A 14,560-nucleotide genomic window follows, 5' to 3' on the forward strand; every position below is an offset into this window, starting at 1 on the left:
ATGCTGGATCTCACTCGACCTGCCGCAAAGAAACTCTCCGAAGACACGTCCGAAACGTCGGTCTGACCCGCCACCGTCAGCAAATTGGTGGTCGGCAACCTGCCGCACGTCAGTCGCGCGATACGGACAGCCCCGCGAGAAGCGGCGCGTATGCGGCGAGCCTGCCGGATACGAACTCGGTAAAGAGCCGCACGCGCTTCGTCTTGCGTGTCTCCCCCTGTGTAAGAAGCCAAACCGTTCCGTACATGTGCAGGTCGGTGCCCGGCACCCTCACCAGCAGGGGGTCGGCATCGCCAACGAAGCACGGCAGTGTCGTGATCCCGAGCCCTTGCCGTACGGCAACGATCTGAGCCCCGGCGTCCGAGGTCCTGAACGGAACCCCCGTGGCGCGAACGTCACCCTCAGTCGCCCAATCCGGAATTCCATGCATGCTGATGACGATCCACCGGATCGGATCAGGCGCGCCCGCACGCCATGCGGCCAGTCGATCGCGGGACATGTAGACGCCGCCGAACAGCTCCGGTCCCTTCACGCCGTGAAGATTGAGCGGCAGGGTTTTGCGGTCGTAGACGACGCGGATCGCGACGTCGGCCTCCCGGTTGGTCAGATTTGCCAGCTCGCCGAACGACAGAATATCCATCTCGATGTCCGGATGCAGACGCGCGAAATCGGCGAAGTCCGGCATCAGCAGATGTGTCGCGAGGGGCGGCGCCAGCGTCACCCGCAGATGCCCGCGCACGCTCTGGTCGCGGCCGAAGACGCGTGTCTCCAGCTGATGCGACGACGCTTCCATCTGGTCCGCGAATTCGAGGACCTCCTCGCCTGCAGCCGTCAGGCGGTAGCCCGAAGGCAGTTTTTCAAACATCTGAACCCCGAGGCGTTCCTCGAGCTGGGCGATGCGTCGCAGCACGGTCGCGTGGTTCACACCGAGGCGCTCGGCGGCGGCCCGGACCGAGCCTCCGCGCGCGACGGCAAGAAAGTAGCGAACGTCATCCCAGTCGATCATGGTGCAATCTCGCACCGCGCGGTGCGCCTTCTAAGCCCCTATCCAGACATGGTGCAGCAATACGGGCTGTCATCATAGCCTATGGAGACGAGCGCGGTCCAATTCCGACCGGCGGACACCGATCGTCGCGGTCGGCGTCAGCCGCCCAGCCGGATCGATTTCGCACCACCGATGTGCGCGCTTCCGCACTCAACGCCTGACGCCGGCAGACCCATCTCGAGGTTCTCGGGGACAGATGCTGTCCCGACACCACGACAGGAGAAGTTATGGGAAAGCTTGACGGCAAGGTTGCAGTCATCACGGGCGGATCGAGCGGCATGGCGCTGGCGAGCGCCAAGCGGTTCGTCGAAGAAGGCGCGTACGTTTTCATCACGGGCCGGAGGCAGGAGGCGCTCGACGAGGCCATCAAGCTGATCGGTCGGAACGTGACCGGCGTGCGCGGCGACGCGGCCAATCTCGACGACCTCGACCGCCTGTTCGATACGGTCAAGCGGGAAAAGGGCAGGATCGATATCCTGTACGCGAGCGCCGGCACGGGCGAAGCCGTGCCACTGGGCGAAATTACCGAGCAGCATTTCGATGCGACCTTCGGCCTGAACGCGCGCGGCACGCTGTTCACGGTTCAGAAGGCGTTGCCGCTGTTCAACGATGGCGGATCGATCTTCATGACCGGGTCAGTTGCGTCGCTCAAAGGTTTTCCCGGTTATAGCGTGTATGCGGCGAGCAAGGCGACGCTGCACGCATTTGCACGCGGATGGCTCAACGAACTCAAGAACAGGAATATCCGGGTGAACGTGCTGCACCCGGGGCCGATCGCCACACCGATGCAGGACCAGGTTCTCACCCCGGAGGCGAAGCAGATGTTCGAATCCCTGATCCCGCGGGGAACGATGGGTCGTCCTGAAGAAATTGCCGCGGTCGCGCTGTTTCTCGCTTCAGACGATTCAAGCTTCGTGAATGGGCTGGAGTTGTCGGTCGACGGCGGCTTCTCGGCGATCTGAAATCGCACCTCATTCACCGCAGGACCTCTACGCGGGCGCCACCGCGGACCGAATAATCCGGCGCCCTCGAAGGCCGTGAATCAATATCAAAACAAATCGGAGAAGATTATGAGCTACGCAATTATAGGATTCGGCAAGATAGGCCAGGCCCTCGCCCACGCCTTCGCCCGCAAAAACATCGACGTGACCGTCGCTAGCCGCCGGCCGCCCGAGGCTTTGGCGCCACAGGCTCGGGCCATCGGACCCACGGTCGTCGCCAGGTCGCTGGGGGATGCACTCGCAGCCGACACGATCATCCTGGCGGTCCCGTTCGGGGAGCATCGCGAGGTTGCGAAGGTCCTGCCGAGCTGGGAAGGCAAGACGGTCATCGACGCGATGAACGCGTTTCCAGCTCTCCCTGAAGAGCTGGACGGCCTCCCGTCCTCCGCCTTTGTCGCGAAGGCGTTCACCGGCGCCAGGTTCGTGAAAGGCTTCAATCACCTGGGCGCAGCCACCCTGGCGACCGATCCGGTCGTCGCGGGCGGCCACCGCGTCGTCTTTCTGTCTGGCGACGACGAGGACGCGATCTCTCCCGTGGCGGCCCTGGCCAAACAACTCGGCTTCGCACCCGTCAAGCTGGGAAAGCTCAGCGAGGGTGGCGCGCTGGTGCACGCACGCGGCCGCACTTGGGGCCCGCTCATCTTCCAGGATTTGTTCAAGAAGGAGCAGTGATCGACCCACGACCGTGAGAATCGGTCGACCGCTGTCGATGGCCGAGGATGCGCCCTAGTGTCCCCGGCTATCCGGTGCTGCTCCATGATCAAAAGACTGATTGTCGACAATTTTACCGTGTCGCCTCTGACTGGCTCACACTTCTGGACGGCAGCAAAATTCGTCGACCAACATACACTCGGACTCCGCGCCGGCGACGCGCTGCATCTTGCGATCGCCGCGGAGTATGGCGCCACGGTGCAGACACTGGATCAGCGATTGGCCGAGGTCGGGCTGGTGCTGGGTGTACTGACGAAGTTGACGGTTTAAGTCGATGGCACAATAGAGCTGCGTCAATCCGCACTACTTGCTTCATCCTGGCCCACGGCTAACAAGCCAGTGAGCAAATTTCGTTAATGTCGTTCAGCTGCGTTATATTAGCGATTTTCTTCAAGAACTGATGTGTCTTTCGATCGGCATCGCGGATCAAAGATCCTTGGATCGCCGCAATCAGTGCTTCGCTGCTGCTTGGATACAGCTCTCTGATTACCTCGACAAACACATCAAGAATAACCAGACGAAGTCCCAAGGACATCGCTCGGTAGCGAACTGATGCGTTCACCACTGCAACTCCGTCATCAGCGATGCTGAGAAATTCGCCGTGAACTACATGTCCCCAATGGGACAACTTCGAAAGGTAGCCATAGATATTGCCTGCCGTTTGATAGAAGCGTTTCACTTCTGACATGCATGACTGCGCTCTGAGCGCGACTATTTTTTCCTCATCTTGCAGACGAAATGCAACGCTGGCCCAAGCCATCATTTCGAGACAAAGGCGAAGAATTGGTAGAACTTCGAGCAGCAGACCTCGATTTGCCAAAAGTCTCGCGGAATCCAGAGCGTGCGGCAGTCGGTACAACGTCAGCTCGGCGCCCAAAACTCCAAAAGTTGGATGTTCGGTGTGGAGTTTGTACAACTCTTGCATCAAAGCCGCCGTGCTATCCCGCAGATAGTCACTCGTAGCTTCTCCGACCGATATATCTTCGCTCTCGTAGAGAGATGAGTCTACGTATTGCTTGAGGGTGTAGTCGATAGATTTGAGCCGGAGTTTGTAAGAGACCAAAGCGGCAAGTATCCGCCTCCGGAACTCAGGCGGACTTCTCCGAGACATTCCGACAGGAAGCCTGTCAGCCTGACCAAGTACAAAATCTAGATCGACCTCAGATTCGATTCTAAACTGATCTGCCCAAGCAGGACCGTTACGATGCATCTCGTTCCCAATCCCTGTGGAAGCAGAGTTCTCACTCCCACTCGATCGTTCCCGGCGGCTTGCTCGTGATGTCATACACCACGCGATTGACGCCCTTGACCTCGTTGATGATGCGCGTCGCGGTCTCGCCGAGGAACTTCATGTCGAACGCATAGAAGTCCGCAGTCATGCCGTCGGTGGAGGTTACGGCGCGCAGGCCGACAACGTATTCATAGGTGCGGCCGTCGCCCATCACGCCGACGGTCTTCACCGGCAGCAGCACGGCGAAGGCCTGCCAGATGGTGTCGTAGAGATCGGCCTTGCGGATCTGGTCGATATAGACCGCGTCCGCCTCTCTGAGGATGTCGAGCTTCTCACGCGTGATCTCGCCGGGACAGCGGATCGCGAGGCCCGGTCCGGGGAACGGATGACGGCCAACGAAGATGTCCGGCAATCCCAACTCACGGCCGAGATCGCGAACCTCATCCTTGAACAATTCGCGCAGCGGCTCGACCAGTTTCATGTTCATGCGCGCCGGAAGACCGCCGACATTGTGGTGCGACTTGATGGTGACTGAAGGTCCGCCCGTGAAGGAGACGCTCTCGATCACGTCGGGATACAGCGTGCCCTGCGCAAGGAAATCCGCGCCGCCGATCTTCTTCGCCTCGGCATCGAACACGTCGATGAACAGACGGCCGATGGTCTTGCGCTTCACTTCGGGATCGGTGACGCCTTCGAGCTCGCCGAGGAACGTCTTCGACGCATCCACATGCACCAGCGGGATATTGTAGTGGTGCCGGAACAGGTCGACGACGGTCTTGGCCTCGTCCTTGCGCAGCATGCCGTGATCGACGAACACGCAAGTGAGCTGATCGCCGATCGCTTCATGGATCAGCACGGCCGCAACAGCCGAGTCGACGCCGCCGGAGAGACCGCAGATCACCTTGCCCTTGCCGACCTGGGCGCGGATCTTCTCGATCGCTTCCTCGCGGAAGGCGCGCATGGTCCAGTCGCCGGTGAAACCGGCAATGTTACGCACGAAGTTGCGGATCAGTTTGGCGCCGTCGGGCGTATGCGCAACTTCGGGGTGAAACTGCATCGCATAGAACTTGCGGACGTCATCGGCGATGATCGAGATCGGCGAGCCCGGCGCTTTCGCCACGGCGCGAAAGCCGTCGGGCATCTTGGTAACGCGGTCGCCATGGCTCATCCAGACGTCGTATTTGCCGCCCACTTCCCACACACCGTCGAACAGTGCGCAGGTGTCGGTGATCTCGATGGCGGCGCGGCCGAATTCGCGGTGATGGCCGGCTTCGACGGTACCGCCGAGCTGCTGCGCCATGGTCTGCTCGCCGTAGCAGATGCCCAGTACCGGCACGCCGGCGGTGAGGATCGACAGCGGCGCGGACGGTGCGTTGTCGTCGAGCACCGAGGCCGGACCGCCGGACAGGATCACGGCTTTCGGCTTCATCTCGGCGAAGGCGGCCTCCGCCTTGTTGAACGGCACGATTTCGGAATAGACGCCCTCCTCGCGGACGCGCCGCGCGATCAGCTGCGTCACCTGAGAGCCGAAATCGACGATCAGAATCTTGTCATGCGCCGCGGCCACATGGGGTGACGGATCGGCGGGCGAAACGGATGTTTTGCTGGGGGCTGTCATAGCGAGGAATTACGCGACTCATGCCGGCCTCGCAATGCCGGAATTCGCATTGTCCTGCCGAAAACTATGCCTTTTTGCGTGTCATCACCGACACGAAAAACCCGTCCGTTCCGGTCCGCCGCGGGGTCATCAGCAGGCCTTCCGGGCTCTGATAGGTCGCGGCCGCGAAATCCTCGGATTTGCCCCACAGGACCGACATCACCTGCGCCGGCGGCACCACCGAAAACTCCGGCTGGCGGGCGGTAAAGGCGCGGATCTGGTCGCGGTTTTCCTGGGGAAGCACCGAACAGGTCACATAGGCGATCCGACCACCCGGCTTCACCAGCGCCACCGCGCGGTCGAGGACCTCAGCCTGGTCCTTGATCCGGACCTCGAGGGCGCCCGGCCGCATCCGCCATTTGGCGTCGGGATTGCGGCGCCAGGTGCCGGTGCCGGTGCATGGCGCGTCGATCAGCACGAGGTCCGCGGAGTTGTGAATGTCGCTGAGCGTATCATCCGGGCCCTTCGGGGTGCGGATATCGGCATTGTGGATGCCGGCACGCGACAGCCGCTCGTGGATCGGTGCGAGCTGGCGCTTGTCGGCATCGGTGGCGATCAGCCGGCCCTTACCTTGCATCATCGCCGCCAGCGCCAGCGTCTTGCCGCCGGCTCCGGCGCAGAGATCGATGACCTGTTCGCCGGGCTTGGCGCCGGACAGCAGGGCCGCGAGCTGCGAGCCCTCGTCCTGAACCTCGATGCCGCCCTTGATGAAATCCTCCTCGGCATGGATGCCGGGATTGCGCGCATCGGCGCCGAGCTCGATCCGCAGCCCCAAAGGCGACCAGGGCGTTTCGGTGGCCCCGAGATGGCGCAGCGAGCCCAGCACCTTCTCGCGCTTGGCCTTCAGCGTGTTGACGCGCAGGTCCAGCGGCGCGCGGCTGGCCATGGCGGTGGCTTCCGCCACGCGATCATCGCCAAATACATCGGCAAGCTGGCCATCGAGCCATTCCGGATAATCGCCGGCGATATGCGCCGGTGCATCCGCGACAGTGCGCGACGCGAGCGCCGAGCGCTCCGCGTCAGACAGCGGCGCCGGCGCAAAACCGCCGCCGTCGCAGAGCGCGGCAATCGTATCGACATCCATCCTGCGCTCGGCCTTGAGCATGCCGAGCAGCCGCGCCCGCGACGTGTCGTCGTCCATGATCCAGGCGCTGGAGGCGCGCCGCCGCAGCACGTCCCAGACCAACCCGGAAATCCCGGCCCGGTCGCCGGAGCCGGCGAAGCGGTGCGCGGTGCCCCATTCCTTCAGCGCCTTGGCGGCGGGGACACGCTGGGTGTCGATGGCCTCGATCACTTCGATCGCGGCGGAGAGGCGTGCGGCGGGAGTCATGGCAATCTTTCGAAGGAGAGAGGCGCGACGCCGCCCCCGATCAGATCAGAAGAAGCATCCGTAGCGCGAAGTAGAACCACATCGCCAACAACACAAGCGCGCTGGCGAGCCAGGCCTGCGATCCCCGGCTATTGGCAATGAATCCGGCGCCCACGAAGCGGGCGATGACGAAGATCCAGGACAGGCAGACCAGCACCAGGTCGATCTTGCGCAGCGGCAGGCCGATGGCGATCAGCGCATAGAACAGCAGATCGAGCTGCGGAGCGGTATTCGGCAGATCGCCGGCGTCGTTGCGGCTCAGCAGGCCGCCGCGCCGGCCGGTCCAGAAGAACATGCCCAGCGTAATCGCCACCAGCACGAAGACCGGCAACAAAACCCATTGAATCGACATTGAAATTTCCTCAGCCCGGGGAATTCAGAGCCGCGCGGCACCCCGCTCGCGCTACAGACCCGCCCCTTGGAACATGACGATTAACCGGCCCAAGAGTTCCATATGAGTTCCATATCGGTTCCATGCAGGTTCCATTGAACCGGCTGGGCGGCCCTCGACACCCATTTGCAGGCGCTGCCCGGCGGCGTGCCAGCCTCAAGAGTTCTGCCCGTGAGCCCCGCCATGGCCTATCTCGATGCCCTCTTTGCGATGCTGACGCCCGGCGACCCGGACAGCTGGGCCGGCCTCACGATGTCGGCGTTGGCCGGCGCCGCCGCGGCGCTCGCGGTGGCCATCCTGCTGAATCTCTATTTCCGGGCCCGATATCGCTCGCTCCATGACGTGGTCCACCACGGCGTCGCGGCGCTGGCCGTGCTGGGCCTGCTGGCCTTCGCCGCCACCGACATGCGCCACACGGCACTGGGCTATCTCGGCATCAATCCGACCAGACCCGCCGTCGAATTCGAAATCCGCCTGCCCGACGCGGTCGCGGCGAAGATCATCGCGGAAGCCACGCAGATCGAATTGCATACCGACCGCAACCAGGCCCTCGCCGCCATCAGCGAAGGCCCGACTTTCACGAACAAGGGCGAGAGCATTCTCAGGGGTACGGTGCCACTGAAATTTCGCACCGCGCAGCGCGTGATGATCGTGAACGTGCCGGGCGAAGCACCGCTGATCTTCAAACTGCGTCTGGCCGCAAGCCCGAGCCACTCCACCGAATTCAGCCCGTGGCATCTGGTCGATCAAGTGAGCGCCTCAGCCCGTGCAGGCAAGACGGCCCGCGCCAACGACGGCTATGCGATCAGATATCGCGTGATCTAACCTTTCGGTCGCCCGAGCCATCTGACTGACATCCGAGATGGCTACACTCCCCGCCAGAGGAGTTCCCGCAATGTCCGAATTCCGCCTGATCCAGATCACCGATACGCATCTTAGCGCGGGCTTTCCGCAATTCGTCGCAAATTTTCAGCGCGTCTGCGCGTTCATCGACGCGGCAAAGCCTGACCTCGTCATCAATAGCGGCGACCTCGCCTTCGACGGCCCGGGCAATCCCGATGACCTCGCCTTCGCTAGGTCACTGCATGACGCCCTTCCCGTCGCCTGCCGCTATCTGCCGGGCAATCACGACATCGGCGACAACCCGACTCTGGTCGCCCCGCCGCCAGCCCAATTGATCTCCGAACAAAACCGGCAGGCATTCGTGTCGGTCTTTGGTCACGACCACTGGCGCTTCAACGCGGCTGGCTGGTGTTTCATCGGTCTGAACTCGTTGATCATGAATAGCGGGCTCGCCTGCGAAGAAGAGCAGTTCGACTGGCTCGCCTCGCAACTGTCGGGCCTGAACGGACGACCGCTGGCGCTGTTCATCCACAAGCCGCTATTTCTGAATACTCCGGACGATCCGGAACTGGCCGCAACGTCGATCCGCTACGTCCCGATGCCGGCGCGCCGGCGTCTCATCGATCTGCTTGACCCTGTCGATCTGCGGCTCGTCGCCTGTGGTCATGTGCACCAGCGGCGCGACTACATATGGCGCGGCGTCAGGCACATCTGGGCGCCCTCAAGTAGTTTCATCATTGGTCCGGAGGACAGGCAGGAGACGATCGGCGTCAAGGAAGTCGGGCTCGTCGAATACAGTTTCCAGCCCGGCGGCTTTGAAGTTCGCCACCGCCGCGCGCCGGGCCAGACCGACATCGATCTGTTCAGCGTCGTCACTGCGGACGGCGCACCCCGCCCGCAGTGACGACGGCCAATGCGTTTTCTCCACATACGCAAACCTCTCATTCGTCATGGCCGGGCTTGACCCGGCCATCCACGCCTTCGTGAGAAGCAAGACGTGGATCCCCGGGACAAGCCCGGGGATGACGGTGGAGTATGTAACCAATCAGGCGTTGTCGGCGCCGACACGCACGAGCTGCTTGCCGAAATTCGCGCCCTTCAGCAGCCCCATGAACGCCGTTGGCGCGTTATCGAGGCCTTCGGTGACGTGCTCCTTGTACTTCACCTTGCCCTCGCGCACCCATTGCGACATGTCACGCTGGAAGTCGCCATGCATCGACGCGAAATCGCGCACGATGAAGCCGCGGAAGTTGAGACGCTTGGTGAGAACATTGCGCATCATCGCGGCGGCCCATTTCGGCGCCTCCGACGTCGTATCGTTGTACTGCGCGATGAGCCCGCACACGGGAATGCGCGCGAAGAAGTTCAGCAGCGGAAATACTGCCTCGAACACCGCTCCGCCCACATTCTCGAAATACACATCGATGCCGCCCGGGCACGCGGCTTTCAGCTTCGCCGGAAAATCCGGATCGCGATGATCGAGGCATTCGTCGAAGCCGAGCTCCTCCTTCACATAACGGCACTTGTCCGCACCGCCAGCGATGCCGATGGCACGCGCGCCCTTGATCTTCGCGATCTGCCCGACCGCAGAGCCGACCGCACCGGAGGCTGCGGCAACGACCACGGTCTCGCCGGCCTGCGGATTTCCAATGGCAAGCAGGCCCGTATAGGCGGTCATGCCCGGCATGCCGAGAATGCCGACGGCAGTCGAGATCGGTGCCAGCTTCGGATCGAGCTTGCGCAGCCCCTTGCCGTCGGAGATCGCGTGGGTCTGCCAGCCTGCATGAGCCAGCACGATATCGCCCTTCGCGAAACCCGGATTGTTCGAAGCGATCACCTCGCACACGGTACCGCCTTCCATCACGCCATCCACCGGCACCGGCGCGGCATAGGATGGGCCATCATTCATGCGGCCGCGCATATAGGGATCGAGCGACAGCCAGATCGTGCGCAGCAGCACTTCGCCCTCACCCGGCGTCGGCACCGCATAATCCTCGAGGCGGAAATTCGATGGGCCGGGCTCACCGTGCGGGCGCGATGCGAGAACGACGCGTTTGGCTGCTGACATGGGACTTCTCCGTTTCTATTTCTTGATCGCAAAAAAATGCGGCGCGCGATGATCGCGCGCCGCATTCAAAACGTAAACCGGCAAATATCAGGCCGTGATCTTCGCCAGCACCTTGTCGAATGCTGCAGCTGCGCTGTCGAGATCCTTGAAGGACAGACCGCCGTCGGCCGACTGCTTCTGCGCCGCCGTTGCCGTCGGACGGATTTCAGCTACCGGCTTGCCGCCGTCGAGCATTGTCAGCGGCGCGATGACCTGAAATTCATGCGCCTCGATCGGCTGGTCCTTGAGCAGGAACACGCTGAGCGACGCGATATCGGTGCCGCGACGATAGGAGATGTAGCGATCGACTGCGACCGAGCCATCGCGCTGCATGCCGCCGAGCTTGGCATGGCCATCGGAGCCGAGCAGCTTGTGCGCCTTGAAGCCCTTCACGCCTTCGGACTTCGCCTTGGCGGTCGCTTCGGAGAGATCGTATTTCTCGGCCATCGCCTTGCCGACCGTGGCGAGCTCCGCCGACATGTCATGCTCGAACTGCTTGGCCTCGCTGCGCGGCTGGCCGATCCTGCGCGGCTTGTCGGCATTACGCTTGGCGAGCTCGGTGGTGCAAAGCTCGACCAGCGCCGTGACCTCGCGGCGTGTGGCGTTCTCACGCAGGTTTTTCAGTTGCGCGGTGTCGAGAGCCGCAATGCGTTCGTCCGTCCATTCAATGGCCATAGTATCCAACGTTCTTTTCTGCGGGTGTTACTTCGACGCGTGACGAGGTCATTGTCGAAAATGAGCATCACAACGCGACACGGAGCCAAGCTCCGCGGCCGGGTTCGTCCGGCCCTGGAAATCCATATCGGGACATCCATAGCCGACAGCGCACGTGACGCGCGAACAATAGCGCGTTTTCGCCGATCTGTGGGGCTCAATTTAGGCAGCGATGCCTATGCGGCACTGCGAAAGTGCCGCATATCACGCATATAGTTAAGCGCCGCCCGGATAGTTCGGGCTTTCGCGGGTAATCGTCACGTCATGCACGTGACTTTCGCGCAGTCCGGCACTGGTGATGCGGACGAATTCTGCCTTGTCGTGGAATTCGGTCAGCGTCTTGGCCCCGACATAGCCCATGGCGGCGCGCAGGCCGCCGGCGAGCTGATGCATCACATTGGCCACCGGGCCCTTATAGGGCACCTGCCCCTCGATGCCTTCCGGCACGAGTTTGAGCGTGTCCTTGATGTCCTGCTGGAAGTAGCGATCCGCCGAGCCGCGGGCCATGGCGCCGACCGAACCCATGCCGCGATAGGCCTTGTAGGAACGGCCCTGCCACAGGAACACTTCGCCAGGGGTCTCGTCGGTGCCCGCGAGCAGCGAGCCAACCATGGCGATGTCAGCGCCGGCAGCGAGCGCCTTGGCGAGATCGCCCGAGAATTTGATGCCGCCGTCGGCAATGATCGGAATGTTGTGTTTCTTCGCGGCTTCCACCGCATCCATGATCGCCGTGAGCTGCGGCACGCCGACGCCGGCGACGATGCGCGTGGTGCAGATCGAGCCCGGACCGATGCCGACCTTGATCGCATCAGCGCCCGCATCGATCAGCGCCTGCGCGCCTTCGGTGGTGGCGATGTTGCCGGCGATCACCTGCACGGAATTCGAAATCTTCTTGATGCGCGTCACGGCTTCCAACACGCGCATGGAATGACCATGCGCGGTGTCGACGACGACCACATCGACGCCGGCATCGATCAGACGTTCGGTGCGCTCGAAACCACCCTCGCCCACAGTGGTTGCGGCAGCTACACGCAGACGTCCCTGCGCGTCCTTGCTGGCAAGGGGATGCGCAACGGCCTTGTCCATGTCCTTCACGGTGATCAGGCCGACGCAGCGATACTGATCGTCGACCACCAGCAGCTTCTCGATGCGATGCTTGTGCAGCATGCGCTTGGCTTCATCCTGGCTGACGCCTTCCCGCACGGTCACGAGATTCTCGTGCGTCATCAGTTCGGAAATTTTCTGGTTAGGATTGCTGGCGAAGCGCACGTCACGATTGGTGAGAATGCCGACCAGCTTGCCGGGGACGTCCTTGCTCGCACCGGTGACGACGGGAATGCCGGAGAAGCCGTGCTCGCTCATCAGCGCCAGCGCTTCGGCCAGCTTGGCGTCGGGACCGATGGTGAGCGGATTTACCACCATGCCGGACTCGTACTTCTTGACCTGCCGGACCTGCGCGGCCTGGCCCTCCGGATCGAAGTTGCGGTGGATCACGCCGAGGCCGCCGGCCTGCGCCATGGCAATCGCCATGCGGGCCTCGGTGACGGTATCCATCGCCGAGGCGATGATCGGAATATTGAGCGGAATGGCACGGGTGGCGTGGGAGCGGATATCGGCGTCGGAAGGCAGGATGTCCGACAGGCCGGGCTTCAGCAGAACGTCATCGAACGTGTACGCTTCGCGGATCTTCTGAACGACTGCCATTGCCAACTCCATGCGGCGACCTCGGGATCGCGGTAGAAACCTCTGGATGCACCAATTCGACGGCGGCGCAGGACACCGTCGTCGAATCTGAACCCATAAGTAGGATTGGCGGTGGTCGATAGCATGCTGCTGCGCGAAATCAAAGCGTTTGGCTGCCATGCACAGGGATTTTGGGCGTTTTCGGCCTTCAGCCGGGCGGGCGCAGTCACGGATGATTTAGGAGGTATTCGGCCTCTCGCAATAGCCCACGCCCCGGCAGGATGTTAAAGCGCCCGCAGCTTGGGCACTCGTAAGAATCATCAATAATTTCATGAATAAAGAACGCCTGATCCCGCTCATCGTCGCCTCCGCTTTGTTCATGGAGAACATGGACTCCACGGTGATCGCGACCTCGCTGCCGGCCATCGCCGCCGATATCGGCACCAGTCCGCTGACGCTGAAGCTGGCGATCACCTCCTACCTGCTCTCGCTCGCGGTATTCATTCCGGCATCCGGCTGGACCGCCGACCGGTTCGGCGCACGCGCCGTGTTCTCGATCGCCATCGGCGTGTTCATGATCGGCTCGATCGGCTGCGCGCTGTCGCAATCGGTCACGCATTTCGTCATCGCCCGCATCATCCAGGGCCTCGGCGGCGCCATGATGACGCCGGTGGGACGCCTCGTGCTGCTGCGCTCCATCGACAAGAGCGCGCTCGTCAGTGCCATGGCGTGGATGACGGTGCCGGCGCTGATCGGCCCGGTGATCGGGCCGCCACTTGGCGGTTTCATCACCACCTACTTCTCGTGGCACTGGATCTTCCTGATCAATATCCCGATCGGCTGCCTCGGCATCTATCTGGCGCTGCGCTTCATCGATCCGATCCGCTCGGAGGATCCGGAGCGCTTCGATCTGCTGGGCCTGGTGCTGGCCGGCGTCGGCCTCGCCGGCATCGCCTTCGGCCTCTCGGTCGCCGGCCTCAATCTGCTGCCATGGCCGATCGTCGCCGCACTGGTCGGCATCGGCACGGTGTCCATGACCCTCTACGTGATCCACGCCCGGCGCACAGCGTCCCCGGTGCTGGACTTCTCGCTGATGCGGCTGGTGACTTTGCGCGCCGCAATCATCGGCGGCTTCCTGTTCCGGCTCGGCATCGGCGCATTGCCGTTCCTGCTGCCGCTATTGATGCAGGTCGGCTTCGGCCTGTCGCCGTTCCAGTCGGGCATGGTGACCTTCGGCTCGGCAGTGGGCGCCATGGGGATGAAGACATTGGCGGCGCGCATCATCCGCGCCTTCGGCTTCCGCAATGTGATGACCGTCAACGCCGTGGTGAGTTCGGTATTTCTCGCCGCCTGTGCTCTGTTCACGGTGACCACGCCGCTAATGCTGATCCTGATCATCCTGGTGGTCGGCGGCTTCTTCCGCTCGCTCGAATTCACCGCGATCAATACGGTTGCCTATGCCGAGGTCGAGACGGCACAGATGAGCCGCGCCACCACGCTGGTCAGCGTCAACCAGCAGCTGTCGATCTCCGCCGGCGTCGCGATCGGTGCATTCTCTGTGGAATCCACCATGCTGATGCGCGGCATGACCGAATTGTCGGCCGCCGATTTTGCACCGGCCTTCCTCGTGGTGTCCGTGATCTCGGCAGCCTCGGCCTGGTTCTTCTGGCAGATGCCGGACGACGCCGGCCACGAAATCTCCGGCCGCAAGGTGATCGATATCGCCAGCCGCAAGGGCGAGGTAAAAGCCGCCGTCAAGGCGGCCAGCGAAGGCACCGCAGATGCAAGGGATCAGAAGCTGGGGTGAG

General features: G+C 62.6%; 13 protein-coding genes and 1 pseudogene. 6 read left to right on the plus strand and 8 right to left on the minus strand.

The window, feature by feature from the left end:
* Window positions 1-109 precede the first annotated feature (109 nt).
* Window positions 110-1,006, minus strand: coding sequence for a LysR family transcriptional regulator (locus SFY93_RS21000; RefSeq protein WP_320444469.1), 897 nt, complete (start codon window positions 1,004-1,006; stop codon window positions 110-112).
* 266 nt (window positions 1,007-1,272) lie between these two features.
* Between SFY93_RS21000 and SFY93_RS21005 the strand changes: the two genes are divergently transcribed.
* The 3 genes and pseudogenes from SFY93_RS21005 to SFY93_RS21015 all read left to right on the plus strand — a co-directional run.
* Complete coding sequence (locus SFY93_RS21005) at window positions 1,273-2,007, plus strand: SDR family NAD(P)-dependent oxidoreductase (RefSeq protein WP_320444470.1); 735 nt, start codon at window positions 1,273-1,275, stop codon at window positions 2,005-2,007.
* A gap of 108 nt (window positions 2,008-2,115) precedes the next feature.
* Window positions 2,116-2,718 carry an NADPH-dependent F420 reductase gene (locus SFY93_RS21010; protein WP_320444471.1) on the plus strand — a complete coding sequence of 201 codons (603 nt, stop codon included), beginning with the start codon at window positions 2,116-2,118 and terminating at the stop codon, window positions 2,716-2,718.
* A gap of 105 nt (window positions 2,719-2,823) precedes the next feature.
* Window positions 2,824-3,027: pseudogene (locus SFY93_RS21015) on the plus strand (PIN domain-containing protein); the annotation flags it as partial.
* 58 nt (window positions 3,028-3,085) lie between these two features.
* Here the strand turns inward: SFY93_RS21015 and SFY93_RS21020 are convergent.
* From SFY93_RS21020 to SFY93_RS21035, 4 genes are all read right to left on the minus strand, one after another.
* Window positions 3,086-3,967, minus strand: a complete 882-nt coding sequence (locus SFY93_RS21020) for a hypothetical protein (protein WP_320444472.1) — start codon at window positions 3,965-3,967, stop codon at window positions 3,086-3,088.
* Between the two features lie 31 nt (window positions 3,968-3,998).
* Window positions 3,999-5,606 (minus strand): glutamine-hydrolyzing GMP synthase, encoded by a 1,608-nt coding sequence (guaA, locus tag SFY93_RS21025; protein ID WP_320444473.1) that lies wholly within the window; start codon window positions 5,604-5,606, stop codon window positions 3,999-4,001.
* Window positions 5,607-5,670: 64 nt separating this feature from the next.
* A complete protein-coding gene (locus SFY93_RS21030; RefSeq protein ID WP_320444474.1) occupies window positions 5,671-6,975 on the minus strand; it encodes an RsmB/NOP family class I SAM-dependent RNA methyltransferase in 1,305 nt (434 codons plus the stop codon).
* A 40-nt stretch (window positions 6,976-7,015) separates the two neighbouring features.
* On the minus strand, window positions 7,016-7,366 hold the full coding sequence (locus SFY93_RS21035; protein ID WP_175366215.1) for a hypothetical protein: 351 nt from the start codon (window positions 7,364-7,366) through the stop codon (window positions 7,016-7,018).
* 210 nt (window positions 7,367-7,576) lie between these two features.
* Here SFY93_RS21035 and SFY93_RS21040 point away from each other — a divergent pair, with 210 nt between their 5' ends.
* Together SFY93_RS21040 and SFY93_RS21045 are read left to right on the plus strand one after the other, a co-directional pair.
* Window positions 7,577-8,230 (plus strand): acriflavin resistance protein, encoded by a 654-nt coding sequence (locus SFY93_RS21040; RefSeq protein WP_320444475.1) that lies wholly within the window; start codon window positions 7,577-7,579, stop codon window positions 8,228-8,230.
* Window positions 8,231-8,300: 70 nt separating this feature from the next.
* Entirely contained in the window at window positions 8,301-9,152 is an 852-nt protein-coding gene (locus SFY93_RS21045) for a metallophosphoesterase family protein (RefSeq protein ID WP_320444476.1), read from the plus strand.
* A 141-nt stretch (window positions 9,153-9,293) separates the two neighbouring features.
* Here SFY93_RS21045 and SFY93_RS21050 read toward each other — a convergent pair whose 3' ends face one another.
* From SFY93_RS21050 to guaB, 3 genes are all read right to left on the minus strand, one after another.
* A complete protein-coding gene (locus tag SFY93_RS21050) occupies window positions 9,294-10,316 on the minus strand; it encodes an NADPH-dependent curcumin/dihydrocurcumin reductase (protein WP_320444477.1) in 1,023 nt (340 codons plus the stop codon).
* Between the two features lie 87 nt (window positions 10,317-10,403).
* Window positions 10,404-11,030 carry a hypothetical protein gene (locus tag SFY93_RS21055; protein WP_089263866.1) on the minus strand — a complete coding sequence of 209 codons (627 nt, stop codon included), beginning with the start codon at window positions 11,028-11,030 and terminating at the stop codon, window positions 10,404-10,406.
* A 255-nt stretch (window positions 11,031-11,285) separates the two neighbouring features.
* Entirely contained in the window at window positions 11,286-12,773 is a 1,488-nt protein-coding gene (guaB, locus tag SFY93_RS21060) for an IMP dehydrogenase (protein ID WP_089263865.1), read from the minus strand.
* A gap of 310 nt (window positions 12,774-13,083) precedes the next feature.
* Here guaB and SFY93_RS21065 point away from each other — a divergent pair, with 310 nt between their 5' ends.
* Window positions 13,084-14,559 carry an MFS transporter gene (locus SFY93_RS21065; protein ID WP_320444478.1) on the plus strand — a complete coding sequence of 492 codons (1,476 nt, stop codon included), beginning with the start codon at window positions 13,084-13,086 and terminating at the stop codon, window positions 14,557-14,559.
* Window position 14,560 lies beyond the last annotated feature (1 nt).

The sequence above is a fragment of the Tardiphaga sp. 42S5 genome (assembly GCF_034044155.1).
Lineage (GTDB): Bacteria > Pseudomonadota > Alphaproteobacteria > Rhizobiales > Xanthobacteraceae > Tardiphaga > Tardiphaga robiniae.

Bases quoted from the DNA above. Each gene is read 5' to 3' on its own strand.
- SFY93_RS21000 (WP_320444469.1), bottom strand. From the start codon at position 1,006: ATGATCGACTGGGATGACGTTCGCTACTTTCTTGCCGTCGCGCGCGGA.
- SFY93_RS21005 (WP_320444470.1), top strand. From the start codon at position 1,273: ATGGGAAAGCTTGACGGCAAGGTTGCAGTCATCACGGGCGGATCGAGC.
- SFY93_RS21010 (WP_320444471.1), top strand. From the start codon at position 2,116: ATGAGCTACGCAATTATAGGATTCGGCAAGATAGGCCAGGCCCTCGCC.
- SFY93_RS21020 (WP_320444472.1), bottom strand. From the start codon at position 3,967: ATGCATCGTAACGGTCCTGCTTGGGCAGATCAGTTTAGAATCGAATCT.
- guaA (WP_320444473.1), bottom strand. From the start codon at position 5,606: ATGACAGCCCCCAGCAAAACATCCGTTTCGCCCGCCGATCCGTCACCC.
- SFY93_RS21030 (WP_320444474.1), bottom strand. From the start codon at position 6,975: ATGACTCCCGCCGCACGCCTCTCCGCCGCGATCGAAGTGATCGAGGCC.
- SFY93_RS21035 (WP_175366215.1), bottom strand. From the start codon at position 7,366: ATGTCGATTCAATGGGTTTTGTTGCCGGTCTTCGTGCTGGTGGCGATT.
- SFY93_RS21045 (WP_320444476.1), top strand. From the start codon at position 8,301: ATGTCCGAATTCCGCCTGATCCAGATCACCGATACGCATCTTAGCGCG.
- SFY93_RS21050 (WP_320444477.1), bottom strand. From the start codon at position 10,316: ATGTCAGCAGCCAAACGCGTCGTTCTCGCATCGCGCCCGCACGGTGAG.
- SFY93_RS21055 (WP_089263866.1), bottom strand. From the start codon at position 11,030: ATGGCCATTGAATGGACGGACGAACGCATTGCGGCTCTCGACACCGCG.
- guaB (WP_089263865.1), bottom strand. From the start codon at position 12,773: ATGGCAGTCGTTCAGAAGATCCGCGAAGCGTACACGTTCGATGACGTT.
- SFY93_RS21065 (WP_320444478.1), top strand. From the start codon at position 13,084: ATGAATAAAGAACGCCTGATCCCGCTCATCGTCGCCTCCGCTTTGTTC.